Here is a 19300-nt window from a genome sequence, read left to right on the forward strand (position 1 = left end):
TTATAGGCTGTACGGCGGCTTTCGGCCTCCGGAGGCGAGATACTGCTTTTCGCTTTTTCATTCAATTTCTATGTGATACAAAATAGATCAATAAATGAATAATATTGCGCAATGTTTCTGTGCGCCGGCTTGCCCAAGGAGTCGCTCATGACCTGCTACAGCCTCGACGGCCTGACCCCGGTGGTCCATCCCAGCGCTTATGTGCATCCGTCCGCCGTGCTGATCGGCGACGTGATAGTTGGTGCCCATTGCTACATCGGCCCGCTGGCCAGCCTGCGCGGCGATTTCGGGCGGATCGTGCTGGAGGAGGGGGCCAACCTGCAGGACACCTGCGTGATGCACGGTTTTCCCGACAGCGACACGGTGGTCGAGCGCAACGGCCATATCGGCCACGGCGCGGTACTGCACGGCTGTCGGATCGGCGCCGATGCGCTGGTGGGCATGAACGCGGTGGTGATGGACAACGCCCGCATCGCCCCACGTTCCTTCGTGTCCGCGGCGGCCTTCGTCAAGGCCGGTTTCCAGTGTGGAGAGCAGTCGCTGGTCATGGGCGCGCCCGCCAGCGTCAAGCGCCTCCTCAGCGACGAAGAGTTGCGCTGGAAGCAGGCTGGCACCCGTGAGTATCAGCAGTTGGCCAGGCGCTGCCTGGAGCGGATGCAGCCCTGCGAGCCGCTCGCGGAACCCGAAGCCAATCGCCCGCGGATCAGTGACAGCGGCCTGCGCCCGAAAAATGCCGGGCAGTAGCGCCCAAGACGCATGGATAGCGCGGTCCAGGCCACTCGAAACCGGCGAAACCCGGTATATTTCTTCCTTTTTGTCCGGTACGCCCATGTCGTCCCTAGCACCCTTGAACCACCTCGTTACCCGTTTCCAGGAGCAGACGCCGATTCGCGCCAGTTCCCTGATCATTACCCTGTACGGCGATGCCATCGAACCCCACGGTGGGACGGTGTGGCTGGGTAGCCTGATCCAGTTGCTCGAACCCATCGGCATCAACGAGCGGCTGATCCGCACTTCGATCTTCCGCCTGACCAAGGAAGGCTGGCTGACCGCCGAGAAAGTCGGGCGCCGTAGCTACTACAGCCTGACCGGTACCGGTCGCCGGCGTTTCGACAAGGCTTTCAAGCGGGTCTATAACGCCAGCGTGCCGGCCTGGGATGGTTCCTGGTGCCTGGTCATGCTGTCGCAACTGGGCCAGGACAAGCGCAAGCAGGTGCGCGAGGAGCTGGAGTGGCAAGGTTTTGGCGCGATTTCGCCGGTGCTGCTGGCCTGTCCACGCAGTGATCGGGCGGATATCAACGCCACCCTGGTGGACCTCGGGGCCCAGGAAGACACCATTCTGTTCGAGACCACTGCCCAGGATGTGCTGGCCTCCAAGGCGCTGCGCCTGCAGGTGCGCGAAAGCTGGAACATCGACGCGCTGGCGGCTCATTACAGCGAGTTCATCCAGCTGTTCCGGCCGCTGTGGCAAGCGCTGCGAGAGCAGGAGCAGCTGCAGCCGGCCGATTGTTTCCTGGCACGCCTGCTGCTGATTCACGAGTACCGCAAACTGCTGCTGCGCGACCCACAACTGCCGGACGAATTGCTTCCCGGCGACTGGGAAGGCCGGGCGGCACGCCAGCTCTGCCGCAACATCTATCGCCTGATCTACGCCAAGGCCGAGGAGTGGCTCAACGATGCGCTGGAAAACGCCGACGGCCCGCTGCCCGATGTGGGCGAAAGTTTCTACCGGCGTTTTGGCGGTTTGAAGTAAGGCGTTTTCAAGGTGCGGCCCCCGTTCAGGATAAACCGAGCATCGAAGAACTTGGCGGGGCATGTGCGGCGCACACTAAGGCACCAGGCTGAGCGCGGACTAAGACTGTAATAAAGAGGTGTTGACGAGTGTTTTAAGAAGGCGGGCGAGGGGGCAAGTCAGGTAGCCAAAGTTGAACTTTCTACGTGCTGACTAAAGTGCGGATACACCAACTGCGACAAAGTAACGCAGATCGCCCGAAGGCGATCTGCGTGGCTGTTCTTTATTCCGGCATGACCCAGGACTGCAGGGTGTAACCTTCCTGGCTCAGTTCGGCGCGGGCCTGTTTCAGCAGGTCTTCCAGTTGCGCCGGATCGGAGTAGGCGCTGCTTGGAATCTGCTTGCGGCCGATGCGGGTATTGGTGCGGTCGATAACGGTCAGGCTCAGTTCACCGTTGCCGTCTTGTGGGGCCCAGGCGACGCATTGGAATGGCTGGAATGCGCGGTCGGCGATCAAAAGTGCTTCGTTGATACGGAGCGGGGCGTTCATGGGGTCTTCTCTCTATGTGCCCAATCAAATGATGTGCCGTCGGTTGGGCTTACCGTTCGGCTGGTTATTTGTACTGATGTCCGGAACCCGGGATCAGGTCACATGCAAAGACCAGAATTTACAACTTTTGTTCACATCCGCAGTGCAGAGCCTTCTTTTGAAAGCTGAATGAAAGATTCGCGACCTGGAAGTAAGACGGCTTTTTGGATCCTTGTAACAGTTAGTCCAATTGGTGATGAGCGCTATAGATAATCGATACAAGACACCGTCAAGTTCTTGCTAGTGTTACAGCCAGGGTTGCCAAACTACTGTTTCTAATACCTTTTCCTATTTTTGGCGCCAAGGAACAGTCATGCTTGACGCAACCGCTCAGCGCCGTTTGCTTGTGGTTGATCCCTGTGACGATTGTCATCGCCTGCTGCCCGGCTTGCGCACCATAGGCTGGGCCGTCGACAGCTGCGACCTGGAATCGGCCGTCGAGCGCAGTTGTGACGTGGGCCTTCTGCGCTTGCAGCCTGTTCACCTGGAGCGACCGGAAGCGGTCAAGGACCTGATCAGCCGTAGCGGTACCGAATGGATCGCCGTGCTCAGTTCGGACGTGCTGCGGCTGCAGAATGTCGCCGACTTCGTCTGCGAGTGGTTTTTCGATTTCCACACCTTGCCGTTCGATGTCTCGCGGGTCCAGGTCACCCTCGGGCGCGCCTTCGGCATGGCCCGCCTGCGGGGCCAGGGGCAGATTCATGTCGATCAGCCCGAGCATGAGCTGCTGGGCGACAGCCGTTCGATCCGCGACTTGCGCAAACTCCTGAGCAAACTGGCGCCCACCGAATCGCCGGTGCTGATCCGTGGTGAAAGCGGTACGGGCAAGGAATTGGTGGCCAGGACCCTGCACCGTCAATCGCAGCGTCACAGCAAACCCTTTGTGGCGATCAACTGTGGAGCGATCCCCGAGCACCTGATCCAGTCCGAGTTGTTCGGTCATGAGAAGGGCGCGTTCACCAGCGCCCACCAGCGCAAGGTCGGGCGTATCGAGGCGGCCCATGGCGGCACGCTGTTTCTCGACGAGATCGGCGATCTGCCCCTGGAGCTACAGGCCAACCTGCTGCGCTTCCTGCAGGAAAAACACATCGAGCGGGTGGGCGGCGACCAGCCGATCCTGGTGGATGTTCGGGTGCTGGCGGCGACCCACGTCGACCTGGAGGCGGCGATCGACAGGGGGCGCTTTCGCGAGGACCTGTATTACCGCCTGAACGTGCTGCAGGTGGTCATGGCCCCACTGCGCGAACGGCATGGCGACATCGGCATGTTGGCCAGCCATTTTTCCCGCTTCTACAGCCAGGAAACCGGGCGCCGGCCGCGCAGCTTCAGCGAAGACGCGCTGGTGGCCATGGGCAAGCACGATTGGCCGGGCAATGTCCGCGAGCTGGCCAACCGGGTGCGGCGTGGCCTGGTGCTGGCCGAGGGACGGCAGATCGAGGCCTGCGACCTGGGCCTGCTCAGCCCGCACGTGAGCATCGCGCCCATGGGCACGCTGGAGGACTACAAGCACCGGGCCGAGCGCCAGGCGCTGTGTGATGTGTTGAATCGGCACAGCGACAACCTGAGTGTCGCGGCCAGGGTGCTGGGCATCTCGCGCCCGACGTTCTACCGCTTGCTGCACAAGCATCAGATCCGCTAGGGCGGTGCAACGAAAAGGCCCGCTGCGATCAACTCGCAGCGGGCCTTTTTTGCGGCCTACTTTTAGAAGTAGTAAGGGAATTTCAAGCTGAAGGTGAAGTCCGGCGCATCGTCGGTCAGACCGATGGACAGGTTGGGCACTATGGTCAGGTTCTCGGTGGCCGCCAGGGTCATGCCGACGTTGAAGTAGCCGGCGTTGGCATCGCTGGAGACCACCGACTGCCAGTCGCCGCCATCTTCCTTGAGCTTGCTCTTGCGCTGGACCAGGTCCGAGACCGAGAACGACATACTCATCTTCTCGTTCAGGGCGAAGGCGACGCCCATGCCGATCTGGAAGCTGTCGCCGATCTTGACCTTGCCCGGTGTCTTCAGGTTGACCGTGGAGCTGATGTCGTCGAACGACTCTTCCAGGTTGTGGGTGTAGGAGAGGGTGCCGAACAGCACAGCCGGGTCGTAGGTCTTGACCAGGGAGATACCGGGGGTGATGGACCAGACGCCGTTGCCGGTCGGCAGGTCATCCGGGACGAACAGGTTGGTGTTGTCCTGCACCCGGCGCAGCTTGATGCCGAACGGGTCTTTACCGGTCGGCGCCTTGACCCGTAGGGTCACGACCGCATCCGGGGCATTGACCGATTCGTCGAGGAACTTGTAGGCGATGCCGAAGTTCACGTCGCCCAGGGTCGGGTCGTTGGACACGGTTTTTTCGCTGGTAACGCCCGCCGCGCCGTTGTTGGCACCACCGGATTGGTAGGTCGATTCGCGGTAGATGATCGGTGCGTTGATGTCGAATTGCCAGCGGTTGTTCAGGTTGTAGCGCGCAGTAAGGTCGAGGGTCCAGTTGTCGGCCTTGATCCGGTCCAGGTTGATATCGCCGAGGAAGATCGAGTCCAGCGCCAGGAAACCGTTGAGAATCAGCTGGCGGGTGTCGTAACGGGCGTAGGTCAGGCCGGTCTCGACGCTGAACTTGCCGCCGCCGAAGAAGCCGCTGGCCTCGTCGTACAGGTTGGACACACTCTGTGCCGGTTGCGAATCGTCCTTGAGCGATTCCCCGTAGGAGCTGCCCCCGGCCGGAGTCGTACCTTTGCTGGTGGCCCCCGCCACCTGCTGATTGCCCCGCATGTCCGCCGGCGACTTGACCAGGCGTTTCGTTGGTGGCGCCGCCGGTTGGTCCTCCACCTGGCGTACCCGTTGTTCCAGTACTGCCAAAGCCTTCTGCTGCACTTCGTAGCGTTGCTTAAGCTCCAGTAACTGCTGTTTCAGGGCCTCTACCTCAGCATCGGGTGCTGCCTGCAGCAGCGTTGCCGGGAAAAGGGTGCTCAAGCACACCACCGCACGCAGTGAAACTGATCGATACATAGGAAAGCCGTCCCTTTAAGCCCAATGATCGAGAATCAGCGTAGATCAATATCCCAGGTTGCGTAGGCCCTTGAGTTGAGTGAGGTTACAGTCCAGGGCACCGCTGCTCGGACCGTTGTTGTTGAGCACTACATTCAATTGGGTCAGGTTGTTGACCAGGTTGCTGTTGCCCAGCAGGCGGGTGTTCTGCAACAGGCCGCCATGGGCTGCTTGTTGCAGGGCCGCGCCCTGGTTGTTGTTGGCCTGGATGGCCATCTGGATCCCGCCGCCGGTGGCGGACACCGCCACGCTGCCCGCGGCGTTGCTGCCGGTGATGGTCTGGCCGCTCAGCAGCAGTTGGCCCTGGGCCGGTACCAGCGCCGGCGCCTGGTTGGCTTCCTTGACGTCGATGGCGACGTTGTTATAAGCGGTATTGCCGTCGCCCGCCGCGCGTACGCTCTGGGTCACGCCCTGGGTGGTGGCCAGGCCGGCGCCACCGATCACGTTGCCGGTACCCTGGGCCAGTGTCGAGCCGTTGCCGCTCTCCTTGACGGTGGTGACATAGAATTCCGGCCTGACCGTGGACTGCTGGATCTGCATGGAGGCACTGGCGCCGATCATATCGCCCGAGGCATTGCGCCAGGTGCTGTTCATGACGATGCCGAAACTGATGATCCTTCCCGGCATGACGTAGCGACCACGGAGCGTGGAGAGCTCCTGGTCCTTCACTTCTATAGGTTTGAACCCTGCACTGGCATACGCAGGAACACTTGCTATCAGGCAGGCGGCGGCCAGCCAGTAAGAGGTTTTCATCAGCTGCTCCCGGAGCGTCCAGCCCCCATTGTCATTATGGCGACCCTAGAAGAAGTCGCTCTGAATGAAACCGAACTCCATCAGTTCTGCGTCTTTGACCGGGTTGAAGGTGTCCAGCTTGTTCTTGGCCGTCAGCGGGTTCGGCGGATCGAGCAAGACATTGGTCTTGTCGTAGCCGGGGCCGATGATGGCGAACACGATACCGTTCCAGCCGTTGACAAAGTCTTCGTGGGAGTAGCGCTTATGACCCAGGACCGGGTCGCCGACATAGACCCAGTCTTTCTGCGCTCGTTGCATGACCACGAAGTGCTTGTAGCCACGAATCTCCATCAGTACCACCACCGGAATGGTAACGGCCTCCAGTTTCTCGGGAGGAATCCGGTAGCCCCGGGCACGCATGCCGATGCTTTCTATGTAGCGCTTCATGTCCAGCATGGAGAAACCCTGGGTTCGTACCAGGTTCTGGTCAGCGTTGGCCAGCATGCCTTTGATGATGTGCTCCTCATCGACGTCGAACCAGTAGGCCTGGCGCAGGATCGTCGCCAGTGCGGCGGCGCCGCAGCTGAAGTCGGTTTTCTGCTCGACCAGGTTCGCGAACTTGCGCTCCCGGATGCTCTGCACCTGCTTGAACACCAGGTTGCCGCCGGGTAGCGCGGCCACCGGCATCTGTGCGGCCTGGGTCAGGCCCGCCAGGCAAAACAGTAGGGAAAAGGTTGCAACTCGCATGATCGATACGCCTTGTGGGACTGTGGGAAAGCCCCGTTTCCGGGGCTTTCGTCACGATCGTGATTACAGGCAGGCTCTGCAGCCGGCAGCGATGGACAGCGAGTTGCTTTGTTGGTTGCCGACACCCGCCGAGACGTTGGCGCCGCCGTTGCCGGAGAAGCCGTTCATCGAGTTGGTCATCGAGGCGTTGTTGATTACAGGATTTTTCCAGCCATCTTTGGTCAGCACTTGCTGGGTGGTGAAGCCGGAAAGTTCGATGGTGCCTTGTTCCTTGAAGGCGAACTTCTGATCGTCGTTGTCATGACCGCCACGGCTGTTCCAGTGGTGGCCGCCATGGTGATCGTCGTCGCCTTCGATCTTGCCGGAGCCGGTGCCTTTGTAGGTGCCGGTGGCCTTGAAGGTGCCTTCAAGCGTGTCTTTCTTGTAGGTACGCACCCCATTGTTGTCCACCACCAGGGCGGTGGAGGTCTGGTCGGCCGAGGCTGCCGCAGTGGCTACGCGACCGCCGGATACGGCGATGGCCAGGTTGTTTTTCTGTTGGTTGAAGTCGCCGGCGGTGACGTTCATGCCGATGTTGCCGGAGCCACTGTTGCCTGCGTTGCTCATCGAGGCATTGTTCAGCGTCGAAGAGTTTTTCACATAGTTGTCGTGGTTGACCTGGGTTGCGCTGGAGGCGGCTACCGCGCTGCCGAAGATGAAGGTTTCATCGGCGGTGGCCAGGGCGGCGGCGTTGTCTTGTTGGTTACCGTCGCCGGCCGCGACGTTGGCACCCATGTTGCCGTTGGAGTTGTTCATCGAGTTTTCGGCTTTGGCGTTGTTGTTGGTGCCTTGGTTTTTGACAACGTTGCCGGTGCTGGTCTGCTGATCGATCACGCTGGCTGCGGCACCGGCGGTGATTTGCAGATTGTTGTCATTGTGGCCACCGTGACCACCGTTATGGCCGCCGTGATGGTGGCCGTGGTTGTCATCGTTGCCTGCCTGGGCTGCGATTGCCATCACTGCGGCGAGCGCAAACACCAGCGGTTTGAGAGCCATGGTAGGTTTCATGGTGTTTCTCCGTGCTTATTAGTTGGTTAAGTGTTGGTACTTTCTAATCGCACTGCTGCGGGTCAGTCTGCGACCCGTATGCTCAGGGTGTTAGCCATTCGGTTCCCCACCCCGGCACTCTGGTTCACCTGAATCACCCCACGGCTGCCGGTGAAGGCCTGGTCGCTGGTAACGACCTGGCGGCTGCCTTTCGAAGCGTCAGTTGCTCCCGAGTGTGGTAACAGCGCCACGTTCTGCTGGGACAGGACGCTGTCGTCGATGCTTTGCGGCTGGGCACTGATGCTCACCCGCGCCACGTTGGCCATCTGGTTGTTGGCGCCGGCGCCCTGGTTCACGCCCAGGACCCCATTGCCGTTACTGAACGCATTGCCGCCGATACTGCTGCTGGCATCGATCGCACCGCTGGCCGGTGTGCCCAGCTTCTGCCGTACCACGGTGGAGGCGTGGGCATCGGTGCCGATGGCGATGGCACGTGCGTTGGTCTGTTGTTGCTGGTCGCCGGCGGCCTGGTTGACGTTGAAGTTGCCGTTGTAGCCGGCGCCGGAGTTCTGGAGGGTGGCGGTATCCACCGCCCGGCTGCCGGGGTCGGCCAGCACCGAGGTGCAGCCAAACAGGGCCAGTAACATGAGGGTCCGCTTCATCTCATTGACCTCCGGACAGTTTGCCCAACGGTGCCATGCCCGTGCTCATGGAGCGGTTAATGGTGTCGGAGATCGCGCCACCACTGCCGCCGCCATGCCCGTTGGCCATGCCGGGCATGCCATTGGGGTTGGTGACCGTATTCAACCCCTGCAGGTTCAGGCTGCTGGGCAGGACGTTGCGGCTGATCGTGGAACCGCTGCTGACCCCGGCAAAATCACCGTCAGTCAGCTCGGTGTTGTTGGTCATCTGCTTGACCCGTTCCGATGGGTTGGCATTGACGGTGGTCGGGTAGGGGTCGGGGTGAAGCGGAGGACGGCCGACCGCATGGGGCTGGACGTCGCGAGTGAGAACAATCTTGCCATCGCCGGCGGCGTGGGCCGGGAGGCTGAGCATCGAGCCCAGGGCACAACCGATCAACAGGAGGCGGGTCAGACCTGAATTGAGATTCCCCACGGCAGCACTCCTTATTCTGTTCGCTGGCTTTAGTCAGCGTTGCGAGAACGGGAGCAGAAGCTGTGCCACCTTTATATTGTTTCAGCAATTCAACAGGTTACGAGCATCCGAAACGGTTCCGGACGGTGGCTGTTTCAGCGCTGAGACAACCTGGGGGCTGGTTGCCGGCATTGCCGCGCCATGGCTCTGGATCGGGGCCTACGACGGGGGTGTATCAGTGGCTTAACGGTTGATGGAAGGGCAATGTAAACCCTTCTGTTCTAGCGCCTTTACACTGAAGCAGTGTTTCAGGAATGGACACTTGTCCCGCCGTACTGGATGAAACGCGGGTAGCAGGGGCGGTCAGTCCTGGAGCAGGCGCTCGACCAATTCGAACGCCCGTTGCCGACGTTGTTCCCAGTCGCCGCGAATCACCTCGAAGGGCTGGTTGTGTTGTACCAGCCAGTCAGCGGTGGCCTTGAAGAAGACCAGGCGCTCGCTCAGTTCGGGCTGGCAGCGCAGGCCGTCGTCGCTCCAGCCGACGTCCTCCGGAGACAGCAGCAGGTGCAGGTCGTAGTGGCGGGCCAGCAGCGCCGGCTCCAGCCAGTCGGGGCAGGCGCCGAACAGGGTCTGGCTCCAGAGCATGTTGCTCAGCAGGTGCGTGTCGAGAATCAGCAGTTGCGGCTGTCGGGCACGGGCCTGATCTTCCCAGGCCAGCTGGCCCTGGGCGATCTGTGGAATATCCGCCAGGCAGGTATCCCGTTGCTCCCGCTCGATGAAATGGCGGACGTATTCGCCCACCTGGATGCCACCGAAGTGAGCTTGCAGATGGCCGCTGAGCCAGCTTTTACCGCTGGACTCGGGGCCGGTGAGGACCAGCACCTTCATGCCGGCTGCAACGCCGGATCGGCCCGCCAGGCGCGCCAGCCTTGTACGGCCAACAGGGTGAACAACCCGTACAGCGCGGCCGTCAGGTACAGGTCCTTATAGATGAACAGGCCGACAAAGATCACATCGACCGCGATCCACAAGGGCCAGCATTGCACGCGCTTCTGCGCCATCCACCATTGCGCCACCAGGCTGAAACCGGTCAGCGCGGCATCCAGCCAGGGTTGCGCGGCATCGGTCCAATGAGCCATGGCGGCCCCCAGCAACAGGCTGCCGACGGCCCCGAGGCCCAGCCCGAACAGCATGGCCCCAGGGGCCAGCAGGCTGACCGGGCGGCCCTGGTGGCTGGCGCCGCCACGGGTCCATTGCCACCAGCCATACAGCTGCAGGGCGGCGTAGACCACCTGCAGCAGCATGTCCGAATACAGTTTCACTTCGAAGAAAATCCAGCTGTACAGCAGCACCATGACCAGGCCGATCGGCCAGCACCAGGGGTTCTGCCGGACGGTCAGCCAGACGGCGATCACCCCGAGGGCAGCGGCGAACAGTTCAAGCCCGGACATGGAAACACTACCTGGAAGCGAAGGAGGGGGCGGATTGTAACCAGAAGCGGCCTGGCATGTTAGTCGAGGCCGGCGATCGTGGCGGGGCTAACCCCGCCACGAAGGGGGTCAGACCCGGAACTGGCGCAACAGGCCGTTGAGCTGCTCGCTCAGCTCCTTGAGGTGCAGGCTGGCGGCGCTGGACTGCTCGGCCGCCAGGGCGGTGCTGTGGGACAGGCCGGCGGCCTGGGTCACGTTCTGGTTGATGTCTTCGACCACATGGGCCTGTTGCAGGGTGGCGCTGGCGATGGAGGTGTTCAGTCCATTGAGGTTGCGCAGGGCCTGGCCGATGGCATTCAGGCTTTCCCCGGCCAGCCCGGCCTGCTCGATGGTCTGCTGCGACACCCGGCTGCTGTCGCTGATGACCTTGACCGCGGCTTCCGAATGCCCCTGCAGGCGTTCGATCATCGACTGGATCTCGGCGGTGGACTTCTGGGTGCGCTGGGCCAGCAGGCGTACCTCATCGGCCACCACGGCGAACCCGCGACCCTGTTCGCCAGCCCGGGCGGCTTCGATCGCTGCGTTGAGCGCCAGCAGGTTGGTCTGCTCGGCGATGGAGTGAATCACCTCCAGCACGCTGCCGATCTGGGTGCTTTCCTGGGCCAGGGTGCGGATCACCTCCACCGCCTGGTCGATGGTCCCCGAGAGCCGGTCGATCTGCTGCAGGCTGCCGTCGATATTGACCTGACCCTGCTGGGCCTGGGCTTCGGCGTCGCGCATTTCGCTGGCGGCCTGTTCGGCGTTCTTCGCCACGTCCTGGACGCCGTAGGTCACTTCGTTGATGGCGGTGGCCACCAGTTCCATCTGCTGCGACTGCTGCTGGCTGCGTTCCTGGGCCTGGTTGGCGTTGTCGCCCAGGTCGGTGGAGGACTGCGCCAGGGCTGAGGCCGACACCTGCAACTGGCTGACGACAAGACGCAGCTTGGCGGTGAAGCCATTGAAGTGCCGGGCCAGTTCGGTGACTTCGTCCTGGCCGTGGGTGTCGAGGCTACGGGTCAGGTCGCTTTCGCCGCTGGCGATGTTGGCCATGGCGTGCACGGTTTCCTGCAGCGGGCGGACGATGCTGCGGGCGATCAGCATGACCAGCAGGGCCATGAGCACGGCAATGGCAATGCCAACGACCGACGCGTTGACCACCTGGCTGCGGAACTCGACCTGTACGTCGTCGATGTACACCCCGGAGCCGATGATCCAGCCCCAGGGCTCGAACAGCTGGACGTAGGAGGTCTTCTGCACCGGCTCGCTGGCGCCCGGCTTCGGCCAGCGATAGTTGATCATGCCGGCGCCCTTGGCCTTGGCGATGGCCACCATTTCGTTGAACACGGCAAAGCCGTCCGGGTCGCGGATCGCCGCGAGGTTCTGGCCGTCGAGCTTGGGGTTGGCCGGGTGCATGACCATGACCGGGGTCAGGTCGTTGATCCAGAAGTAGTCGCTCTGGTCGTAGCGCAGGCCGCGGATGGCGCTCAGCGCCTGCTTCTGCGCCGTCGCGCGATCGAGAGTGCCGGCGCTTTCCAGGCCATGGAAATAGGCCAGGACGCCGTTGGCGGTCTGCACCACATGCTGGGTTTTCTGCGCCTTGGCCTGGTACAGGTCGTCATGAATCTGCTTGAGCATCAGCATGCCCAGGGTCAGCAGCATGAGGACCGCTACAATCAGGATGAGCCACAGTCGGCGGCTGATCGACATTCTGCGTAAGCTGTTCATGAATCTGTCACTCCCGATCGTTTTTCTTGTAATAGAACGTCCTGTACATCCGTCATGCTGCTCCTTGCATCCAGGCCCATCGGATTCTCTCAACGCGACAGCGTTTATCGAGTATGTCTGCTAGGATTTCGGCCTCATCGCGAAAAACCTGAATCCGGCTGATTTTTCACGGAATTTTCAAGGGCGATGGTGATCCTATTGCGTCTGCGAATCCGCGACGCTCGCGTCAGTGAACATTGAAGAAAAACTAAAAAGGCATGCCACGGCATGACCTTCGGGGGATTGATGGAACTTTGGACGGCCGTACAGGCACTGATTTTAGGCATCGTAGAAGGGCTGACAGAGTTTCTGCCCATCAGCAGCACCGGTCACCAGATCATCGTCGCCGACTTGCTCAACTTCGGCGGCGAGCGCGCCATGGCGTTCAACATCATCATTCAACTGGGCGCCATTCTCGCGGTGGTCTGGGAGTTTCGCCGCAAGATCCTCGACGTGGTCACGGGCTTGCCGACCCAGCGCAACGCCCAGCGTTTTACCGCCAATCTGCTGATTGCCTTCCTGCCCGCCGTGGTGCTGGGGGTGATCTTCGCCGACCTGATCCACAAATACCTGTTCAACCCGATCACCGTTGCCACGGCGCTGGTGGTGGGGGGCGTGATCATGCTCTGGGCCGAGCGCCGGCAGCATGAAGTGCACGCCAACACGGTGGACGAGATCAGTTGGAAAGACGCCTTGAAGGTCGGTTTCGCCCAGTGCCTGGCGATGATCCCGGGCACCTCGCGTTCGGGCTCGACCATCATCGGCGGCCTGTTGTTCGGCCTGTCGCGCAAGACCGCCACCGAGTTCTCGTTCTTCCTGGCCATGCCGACCATGGTCGGTGCGGCGGTCTACTCGGGCTACAAGTACCGCAACCTGTTCCAGCCGGACGACCTGCCGGTATTTGCTGTCGGTTTCATCGTCTCGTTCATCTTCGCGATGATCGCGGTCAGGGGCCTGCTCAAGTTCATCGCCAACCATAGCTACGCGGCGTTCGCCTGGTACCGCATTGTCTTCGGCCTGGTGATCCTGGCCACCTGGCAGTTCGGCTGGGTCGACTGGGCCGCGGCCCACAACTGATGGACGCGCGTAACCCGAACCGCCCCGGCCAGGCCGCCGGGGCGCGGATCCAGCAGCCACGGCTCAAGGCCGCGGTCTTCATGCTGCTCTGCGCCTTGCCGTTGTGGGGCTCGTTGCTGCTGGGCGTGAAGGGGATTTCCTGGGTGCCGCTGGCAGCCTATGGCGTGGTCAGCCTGTTGACGTTTTTCCTTTACTGGAGCGACAAGCGCAAGGCCCGCAGCGATAGCTGGCGGACCCCGGAAAACGTCCTGCACGCCGTGGAGCTGGCCGGCGGCTGGCCCGGTGCCTTGCTGGCGCAGCAGGCGTTCCGCCACAAGACCCGCAAGCTTTCCTATCAACTGGTGTTCTGGCTGATCGTGCTGCTGCACCAGGTGTTCTGGATCGACCGGCTGTTTCTCCAGGGCAGCCTGTTCTCGCTGTTCTAGAGCAGCAAACCCACCTGTACCCGCTTGGGCAGCTTGCTCACCACCAGTTGGTGGGAGCGCTGTAACAAGTCCCGCAATTCATCGGCCGCCAGGGGGTAGGGCGTCTGCATGATGATCCAGTGCGCCCGGGCCAGGTAGGGCGCCGGGGCGATGCCGGGACGGTCGACATGGCCGAGGAACAGCTCCTGGTCCACCTTGAACGCCAGCGATTCGCCCCGCAGGTTCTGCAGGGCGAACATCTTGTTGCCGGCCACGGAAAATACCCGTACGCCGCCCCATTTGTAGTCTTCGCGCGCGCCGGGCAAGCCCAGGCAGAAGTGCGCCACATCCGCTTCAGTCATGGTTTTTCCTTTTATCGCGCCCGTTACAGGGTTCGGTCTCCGCAGCCTTTGAAGGCTTCGCTCACATGGTCGATCCAGGCCCTGACCGCCGGCAAGACCCCGCGTCGATGAGGGTAGACCGCCTGCAACCAGCCGCCAGGCAGCGACCAGTCGGGCAGCAGTTGCACCAACTGGCCATCTTGCAGCTCTTCTTCGCAATACATCATCGGCAGGACCGTACAACCCAGGCCGGCGAGGGCGCTGGTGCGGCGCACGAGGAAGTCCTCGACCCCCAGGCGTGCCTCCAGCGCCAGGTCGCATTTGTTGCCCTGGGCATCGAGCATGCGCAGGTGCACCAGGCGGTCGGCCTCCAGTGCACCTAGCACCGGCACCCGGTGCAGATCCTCGGGGCTCTCGACCGGCCACTGTCGGGCGAACGCCGGGCTGGCGACGATCACGGTCTGCGCCGGGCGCAGGCGCCGGGTCACCAGCAAGGGGTCTTCGTCGCCATGTTCACGAACCCGCAGCGCCACGTCGATGCCTTCGGCCACCACATCGACCCGGCGGTTGAGCAACTGCATGTCCAGTTGTACCTGGGGGAATTGCTCGAGGAAGGAGGCGACCACGTTCGGCAACATATGCTGGGCCAGGCCGATCGGGCAGGACACCCGCAGGCGTCCGCGGGGTTCGCTGGACATGCTGGCCACCGCCTCATCGGCCATTTCCGCCTCCAGCAGCATGGCCTGGCAATGCCGCAGATAACGCTCGCCGACCGCGGTCAGCTTCAGTTGCCGGGTGGTGCGTTGCAGCAGCCGGGTGTGCAGCCGCTCTTCCAGTTCGGCGATACGCCGCGACAAACGGGATTTGGGAATGCCCAGTAAACGCCCGGCGGCGGCGAAACCACCGGCTTCCACCACCTTGGCGAAGTAATAGAGATCGTTGAGGTCTTGCATGGGATGGCTCGACTGTCCTGCTGATGGGACAAACTATCGCATTTCTACCGACTAATCGACTATTGGTTTCGTCTGTAGGATTGTCCTCAATTGATCGCCGGTGGCGATCCTCACTTGGAGAATCCCAGATGAAACTGTTGCATATCGACTCGAGCATCCTTGGTGACAACTCGGCTTCCCGTCAGTTGAGCGAAAGCGTGGTCAAGGCCTGGAAAAACGCCGACGCCAGCGTTGAGGTGACCTACCGCGACCTGGCGAGCGACGCCATCAGCCACTTCAGCTCTGCGACCCTGGTGGCTGCCGGTACCCCGGCCGAAGTACGCAGCGCCGCCCAGCAGCACGAAGCCGAGCTGAGCGCTTCGACCCTCGCCGAATTCCAGGCTGCCGACGCCGTGGTGATCGCCGCGCCGATGTACAACTTCACCATCCCGACCCAACTCAAGGCCTGGATCGACCGCATCGCCGTCGCCGGCCAGACCTTCCGCTACACCGAAGCCGGCCCTGAAGGCCTGTGCGGTGGCAAGAAAGTCGTGGTGGTCTCCACCGCTGGCGGTCTGCACGCCGGCCAGGCCACGGGCGTGGCCCATGAGGACTACCTGAAGGTGCTGTTCGGTTTCCTCGGCATCACCGACATCGAGTTCGTCCGTGCCCACGGCCTGGCTTACGGTGACGAAGTGCGCACCAAGGCCATGAACGATGCCCAGGCGCAGATCCGCGAGCAACGCTTCGCTGCCGCGTAAGGCTTGTGTAAAAGTCGCATACGCCCCAGGCAACACCCTTTAAACTCTGTATTCTGATGCCCTCCAGGCAGCGGAATACGGAGTTTTTCGTATGCGCGCTTGTTTATTCTGGCCCGGGTTATGCAGACGATTCATGAACCGGCCCAGGCGATAGCCGGGCGGATATCGGGCCAGCGAAACCCTGGCCGGTAAAGTACAGGCCGGTAGACAACAACCGGTAAAAACAATGGGTAGCGAGGGGTGCATCCATGATGCGTCTTTGGGCAATGTCACTGATCTGTCTGCTCGGCAGCCCGATTATCGTGCACGCCGCGCCTGCGCCCCATCCACACTGGAGCGTGGGTTTCCACGAGATGAATTTTCTCGACCCACTGGACCAGCAGCCGATGCACGCCATCGCGTTCTACCCCTCCACCGGTATCGAGCACAGCAGCAAGATCGAGGGTTATCAGATTGCTGCGTCCCGGGACGCCAAAGTCGCCATCGGCCGCTTTCCTTTGCTGATGCTGTCCCACGGCAACACCGGCACGCCGCTGGCCCTGCACGACCTGGCCACCTCCCTGGCGCGCAAGGGGTTCGTGGTGGTGGCGGTGATCCATCCGGGCGACAACTACAAGGACCACAGCCGGCTGGGCACCCTGAGCAATCTCTACGGCCGACCGATCCAGATTTCCGAAGCCATCAGCGCGACCCTGGCCGATCCGATGCTGTCGCCGTTCGTCAGTGCCGGGCAGGTCGGGGTCATCGGATACTCCGCGGGTGGCGAAACGGCGCTGATCCTGTCCGGGGCGACCCCCGACCTGGATCGTCTGCGGCGTTACTGCCAGGAACGCCCGGACGATCACGATGCGTGCAATACCCAGGGCGAGCTGATCGTCGATCGCGACGACCTGCAGCCGGTGGCCGATCCCCGGGTCCAGGCGCTGCTGCTGATGGCGCCGCTGAGCCTCAAGTTCGGACGGCAGACCCTGTCCGGGGTGCACGTGCCGGTGCTGCTGTACAGCGGTGACGTTGACAAACTGGTAGCCCTGGACAAGAACGCCGCGGCCCTGGCGCGCAAGCTGCCGGTGGCGCCGGACTTCAAGCTGCTGGCCGGGGCCGGGCACTTTGTGTTCATGGCGCCTTGTACCGAGGAACAGCTGGCGGTCATGCCGGCGTTATGCACCGATGCCGATGGCGTCGACCGCGAAGACATTCACCGCAGCCTGATCGCCGAGGCCGGTCGCTTCTTTGCCCACGCCCTGGGCAAGCCGAGCCGGGCCGGGATGCAGACCGCGGATCAGTGAGTCAGGCGTCGGCCCGGCGCTTGAGCAGCAGGGTCAGGCCCAGGGCGCCAAGGGACAGCAGCGCCGCGCAGAAGAAAATCCACGAATAACCCAGCTGCGACGCCACCGCGCCCATCAGCGGGCCGGCAATCGCCAGTGCCAGGTCGAAAAACACCGCATAGGCGCTCAGCCCGGCACCGCGGCTGGTACTGGGCACCTGCTTGATCGCCTCCACGCCCAGGGCCGGGTACACCAGCGACAGGCCGAAACCGGCAAGCCCCGCGGCAATGAGCGTGAACAGCGCCGAGGGCGCGAGCCACAGCAGGACCAGGCCCAGGGTTTCGATGCTCATGCAGGCGATGGCCGCGCGGAAGCCGCCAAAACGGCTGATGCTGGAGATGAACAGCAGCCGGGAGAGGATGAAACACACACCGAATACCGTCAGGCAATACGCCGCGCCGGTCCAGCCGCGGCTGAGGTAGAACAGGGTAATGAAGGTGGTCAGGGTGCCATAGCCGATGGACGCCAGGCTCAGGCTGGCACCGTAGGGCAGAATGCGCCCGAACACCGCCCGGAACGGCAGGCGTTCGCCGCGAATGACCGGCACCGAAGGCTTGTTGCGGATCAGCAGCAGGGCCAGGGCCGCCAGCAGCGACAGGGCTAGCCCCAGGCTTTTGAAGCCATGCTCGGCGACCATGACCACCCCCAGCGGCGCGCCGATGGCAATCGCGCCATAGGAGGCGATGCCGTTCCAGGAAATCGAGCGCGCGGTGTGCTCGGCGCCGACCTGGCCCATGCACCAACTGATGGTGCCCACGCCGATCAGGCCCTGGGCCACCCCCAGCAGCAAGCGCCCCAGTAACAGAAAACCCAGGCTCAGCAGCGGCCAGGCTTGCAACAGGGTGGACACCAGGGTCAGCAGCCCGCTCAGGCCAATCCCCGCCAGGCCGTAGACGATCGCGCGCTTGGTGCCGAGGCTGTCCGACAGGCGCCCGGCCATGGGTCGGCTGAGGAGGGTGGCCAGGTACTGCGAGCCGATGGTCAGCCCGGCCACCACGGCGCTGAAGCCCAGTTCCTCGTGGACATATCCCGGCAGTACGGCGATCGGCAGGCCGATGCAGAGAAACGCGATAAAGGTATAGAAAACGATGGAGACGATCTGCTGGGTGATCGCCAGGGAGCTGGGCATGGGCTGTTGCTGCGCAGACATGGGGGGCTCGTTCGCGGGCGGGCGGTTGGAGAACTGCATCATGGCGTGCGGCGGAAAATAAAGGAAGCAGGCTAACGATTTCTTTATGGGCTGCTATTTATAGGGCCTGGGAGGGGGCTATCGCGGGCAAGCCTCGCTCCTACGAAAAGCGCCGTCTGTAGGCGCGATGCTTGCCCGCGATGCTTTTATAACCGTGCAAAAAAAGCCCCGTCACAGGGACGGGGCTTTCAGACTGGCAGGCAGCGGGCGATCCTCAGATCAGCACGCCCTGGCTGCGCAGGTAGTCGTCGTAGGTGCCGCTGAAGTCGGTCACGCCGTTCGGGCTCAACTCGATGATGCGGGTTGCCAGGGACGATACGAACTCACGGTCGTGACTGACGAAAAGCAGCGTGCCCGGGTAGTTCTCCAGCGCCAGGTTCAGCGCTTCGATGGATTCCATGTCCAGGTGGTTGGTCGGTTCGTCCATCACCAGCACGTTGGGCTTTTGCAGGATCAGCTTGCCGAACAGCATGCGGCCTTGCTCACCACCGGAAATCACCTTGACTGACTTGAGGATCTCGTCGTTGGAGAACAGCATGCGGCCCAGGGTGCCGCGGATCATCTGCTCGCCCTGGGTCCACTGGCCCATCCACTCGAACAGGCTGACGTCGTCTTCAAAATCGTGGGCGTGGTCCTGGGCGTAGTAGCCCACTTCCGCGCTTTCGGTCCACTTCACCGCACCGGCGTCCGGGGTCAGCTCACCCACCAGGGTGCGCAGCAGGGTGGTCTTGCCGATACCGTTCGGGCCGATGATCGCCACGCGCTCGCCGGCTTCGACGGTGAAGCTGAAGTCCTTGAACAGCTGCTTGTCTTCGAAGCCCTTGGACACTTTCTCCAGGGTCACGGCCTGACGGTGCAATTTCTTGGTCTGTTCGAAGCGGATGAACGGGCTGACCCGGCTCGATGGCTTGACCTCGGCCAGCTGGATCTTGTCGATCTGCTTGGCGCGGGAGGTGGCCTGCTTGGCCTTCGAGGCGTTGGCCGAGAAGCGGCTGACGAAGGAGGGCTGATCGCCCAGCTGGGGCTGGTGGCGCTGGGGCGCCAGGATCTGGCGGCGCTCGGGATCAACGGGGCCTTGCTGATC

Annotated in this window: 21 protein-coding genes; 7 read left to right on the forward strand and 14 right to left on the reverse strand. The window is 62.4% G+C overall.

The features are described 5' to 3' along the window. Positions 1-147: 147 nt before the first annotated feature. Positions 148-744: a phenylacetic acid degradation protein PaaY gene (gene paaY / locus ACQKQA_RS01800; protein ID WP_427552870.1), complete on the forward strand. Its 597-nt coding sequence runs from the start codon at positions 148-150 to the stop codon at positions 742-744. Positions 745-829: 85 nt separating this feature from the next. Further along, positions 830-1753, forward strand: a complete 924-nt coding sequence (gene paaX, locus ACQKQA_RS01805) for a phenylacetic acid degradation operon negative regulatory protein PaaX (RefSeq protein ID WP_427552872.1) — start codon at positions 830-832, stop codon at positions 1751-1753. 262 nt (positions 1754-2015) lie between these two features. Here the strand turns inward: paaX and ACQKQA_RS01810 are convergent, their stop codons facing one another. Further along, on the reverse strand, positions 2016-2282 hold the full coding sequence (locus tag ACQKQA_RS01810; protein ID WP_009043763.1) for a hypothetical protein: 267 nt from the start codon (positions 2280-2282) through the stop codon (positions 2016-2018). A 352-nt stretch (positions 2283-2634) separates the two neighbouring features. Here ACQKQA_RS01810 and ACQKQA_RS01815 point away from each other — a divergent pair, with 352 nt between their 5' ends. Then, positions 2635-3960, forward strand: coding sequence for a sigma 54-interacting transcriptional regulator (locus ACQKQA_RS01815; RefSeq protein ID WP_427552874.1), 1326 nt, complete (start codon positions 2635-2637; stop codon positions 3958-3960). Between the two features lie 62 nt (positions 3961-4022). On the opposite strand, the gene ACQKQA_RS01820 is transcribed toward ACQKQA_RS01815, so the two are convergent. The 9 genes from ACQKQA_RS01820 to ACQKQA_RS01860 all read right to left on the reverse strand — a co-directional run bounded on the left by ACQKQA_RS01820 (position 4023) and on the right by ACQKQA_RS01860 (position 12148). Beyond that, a complete protein-coding gene (locus tag ACQKQA_RS01820) occupies positions 4023-5315 on the reverse strand; it encodes a hypothetical protein (RefSeq protein WP_427552876.1) in 1293 nt (430 codons plus the stop codon). A gap of 45 nt (positions 5316-5360) precedes the next feature. Continuing rightward, positions 5361-6107 carry a hypothetical protein gene (locus ACQKQA_RS01825; protein WP_427552878.1) on the reverse strand — a complete coding sequence of 249 codons (747 nt, stop codon included), beginning with the start codon at positions 6105-6107 and terminating at the stop codon, positions 5361-5363. 45 nt (positions 6108-6152) lie between these two features. Continuing rightward, positions 6153-6833, reverse strand: a complete 681-nt coding sequence (locus tag ACQKQA_RS01830; protein ID WP_427552880.1) for a C39 family peptidase — start codon at positions 6831-6833, stop codon at positions 6153-6155. 63 nt (positions 6834-6896) lie between these two features. Next, positions 6897-7880, reverse strand: coding sequence for a heme utilization protein (locus ACQKQA_RS01835; protein WP_427552882.1), 984 nt, complete (start codon positions 7878-7880; stop codon positions 6897-6899). A gap of 62 nt (positions 7881-7942) precedes the next feature. Then, positions 7943-8521 carry an adhesin gene (locus tag ACQKQA_RS01840; protein ID WP_427552883.1) on the reverse strand — a complete coding sequence of 193 codons (579 nt, stop codon included), beginning with the start codon at positions 8519-8521 and terminating at the stop codon, positions 7943-7945. A 1-nt stretch (position 8522) separates the two neighbouring features. Further along, positions 8523-8975: a hypothetical protein gene (locus tag ACQKQA_RS01845; RefSeq protein ID WP_427552885.1), complete on the reverse strand. Its 453-nt coding sequence runs from the start codon at positions 8973-8975 to the stop codon at positions 8523-8525. Between the two features lie 342 nt (positions 8976-9317). Then, positions 9318-9842, reverse strand: a complete 525-nt coding sequence (locus tag ACQKQA_RS01850; protein WP_427552887.1) for an AAA family ATPase — start codon at positions 9840-9842, stop codon at positions 9318-9320. Then, positions 9839-10405, reverse strand: a complete 567-nt coding sequence (gene pnuC, locus ACQKQA_RS01855; protein WP_427552889.1) for a nicotinamide riboside transporter PnuC — start codon at positions 10403-10405, stop codon at positions 9839-9841. The genes ACQKQA_RS01850 and pnuC overlap by 4 nt, the downstream gene beginning before the upstream one ends. 108 nt (positions 10406-10513) lie before the next feature. Continuing rightward, positions 10514-12148 (reverse strand): methyl-accepting chemotaxis protein, encoded by a 1635-nt coding sequence (locus tag ACQKQA_RS01860; protein ID WP_427552892.1) that lies wholly within the window; start codon positions 12146-12148, stop codon positions 10514-10516. Positions 12149-12433: 285 nt separating this feature from the next. On the opposite strand from ACQKQA_RS01860, the gene ACQKQA_RS01865 reads away from it, so the two are divergent. Beyond that, the gene (locus tag ACQKQA_RS01865) at positions 12434-13264 is read left to right on the forward strand and encodes an undecaprenyl-diphosphate phosphatase (RefSeq protein WP_427552894.1); all 831 of its coding nucleotides are present in this window, start codon (positions 12434-12436) and stop codon (positions 13262-13264) included. Then, positions 13264-13689 carry a DUF1294 domain-containing protein gene (locus ACQKQA_RS01870; RefSeq protein ID WP_427552896.1) on the forward strand — a complete coding sequence of 142 codons (426 nt, stop codon included), beginning with the start codon at positions 13264-13266 and terminating at the stop codon, positions 13687-13689. The genes ACQKQA_RS01865 and ACQKQA_RS01870 overlap by 1 nt, the downstream gene beginning before the upstream one ends. On the opposite strand, the gene ACQKQA_RS01875 is transcribed toward ACQKQA_RS01870, so the two are convergent. Together ACQKQA_RS01875 and ACQKQA_RS01880 are read right to left on the reverse strand one after the other, a co-directional pair. Continuing rightward, complete coding sequence (locus tag ACQKQA_RS01875; RefSeq protein ID WP_427552898.1) at positions 13686-14030, reverse strand: MmcQ/YjbR family DNA-binding protein; 345 nt, start codon at positions 14028-14030, stop codon at positions 13686-13688. The genes ACQKQA_RS01870 and ACQKQA_RS01875 overlap by 4 nt on opposite strands. 23 nt (positions 14031-14053) lie before the next feature. Beyond that, positions 14054-14962 (reverse strand): LysR substrate-binding domain-containing protein, encoded by a 909-nt coding sequence (locus ACQKQA_RS01880; RefSeq protein ID WP_427552900.1) that lies wholly within the window; start codon positions 14960-14962, stop codon positions 14054-14056. 128 nt (positions 14963-15090) lie between these two features. On the opposite strand from ACQKQA_RS01880, the gene ACQKQA_RS01885 reads away from it, so the two are divergent. Further along, positions 15091-15702: an FMN-dependent NADH-azoreductase gene (locus tag ACQKQA_RS01885; RefSeq protein ID WP_427552902.1), complete on the forward strand. Its 612-nt coding sequence runs from the start codon at positions 15091-15093 to the stop codon at positions 15700-15702. Between the two features lie 248 nt (positions 15703-15950). Beyond that, a complete protein-coding gene (locus ACQKQA_RS01890) occupies positions 15951-16988 on the forward strand; it encodes an alpha/beta hydrolase family protein (RefSeq protein ID WP_427552904.1) in 1038 nt (345 codons plus the stop codon). A 1-nt stretch (position 16989) separates the two neighbouring features. On the opposite strand, the gene ACQKQA_RS01895 is transcribed toward ACQKQA_RS01890, so the two are convergent. Continuing rightward, positions 16990-18177 (reverse strand): MFS transporter, encoded by a 1188-nt coding sequence (locus ACQKQA_RS01895; RefSeq protein ID WP_427552906.1) that lies wholly within the window; start codon positions 18175-18177, stop codon positions 16990-16992. A gap of 253 nt (positions 18178-18430) precedes the next feature. Further along, positions 18431-19300 (reverse strand): ATP-binding cassette domain-containing protein (locus tag ACQKQA_RS01900; protein ID WP_427552908.1); only part of this gene is annotated, 870 nt, incomplete at its 5' end.

Origin of the sequence: Pseudomonas sp. NPDC089530 (assembly GCF_050280705.1) — a bacterium.
Taxonomy (GTDB): Bacteria; Pseudomonadota; Gammaproteobacteria; order Pseudomonadales; family Pseudomonadaceae; genus Aquipseudomonas.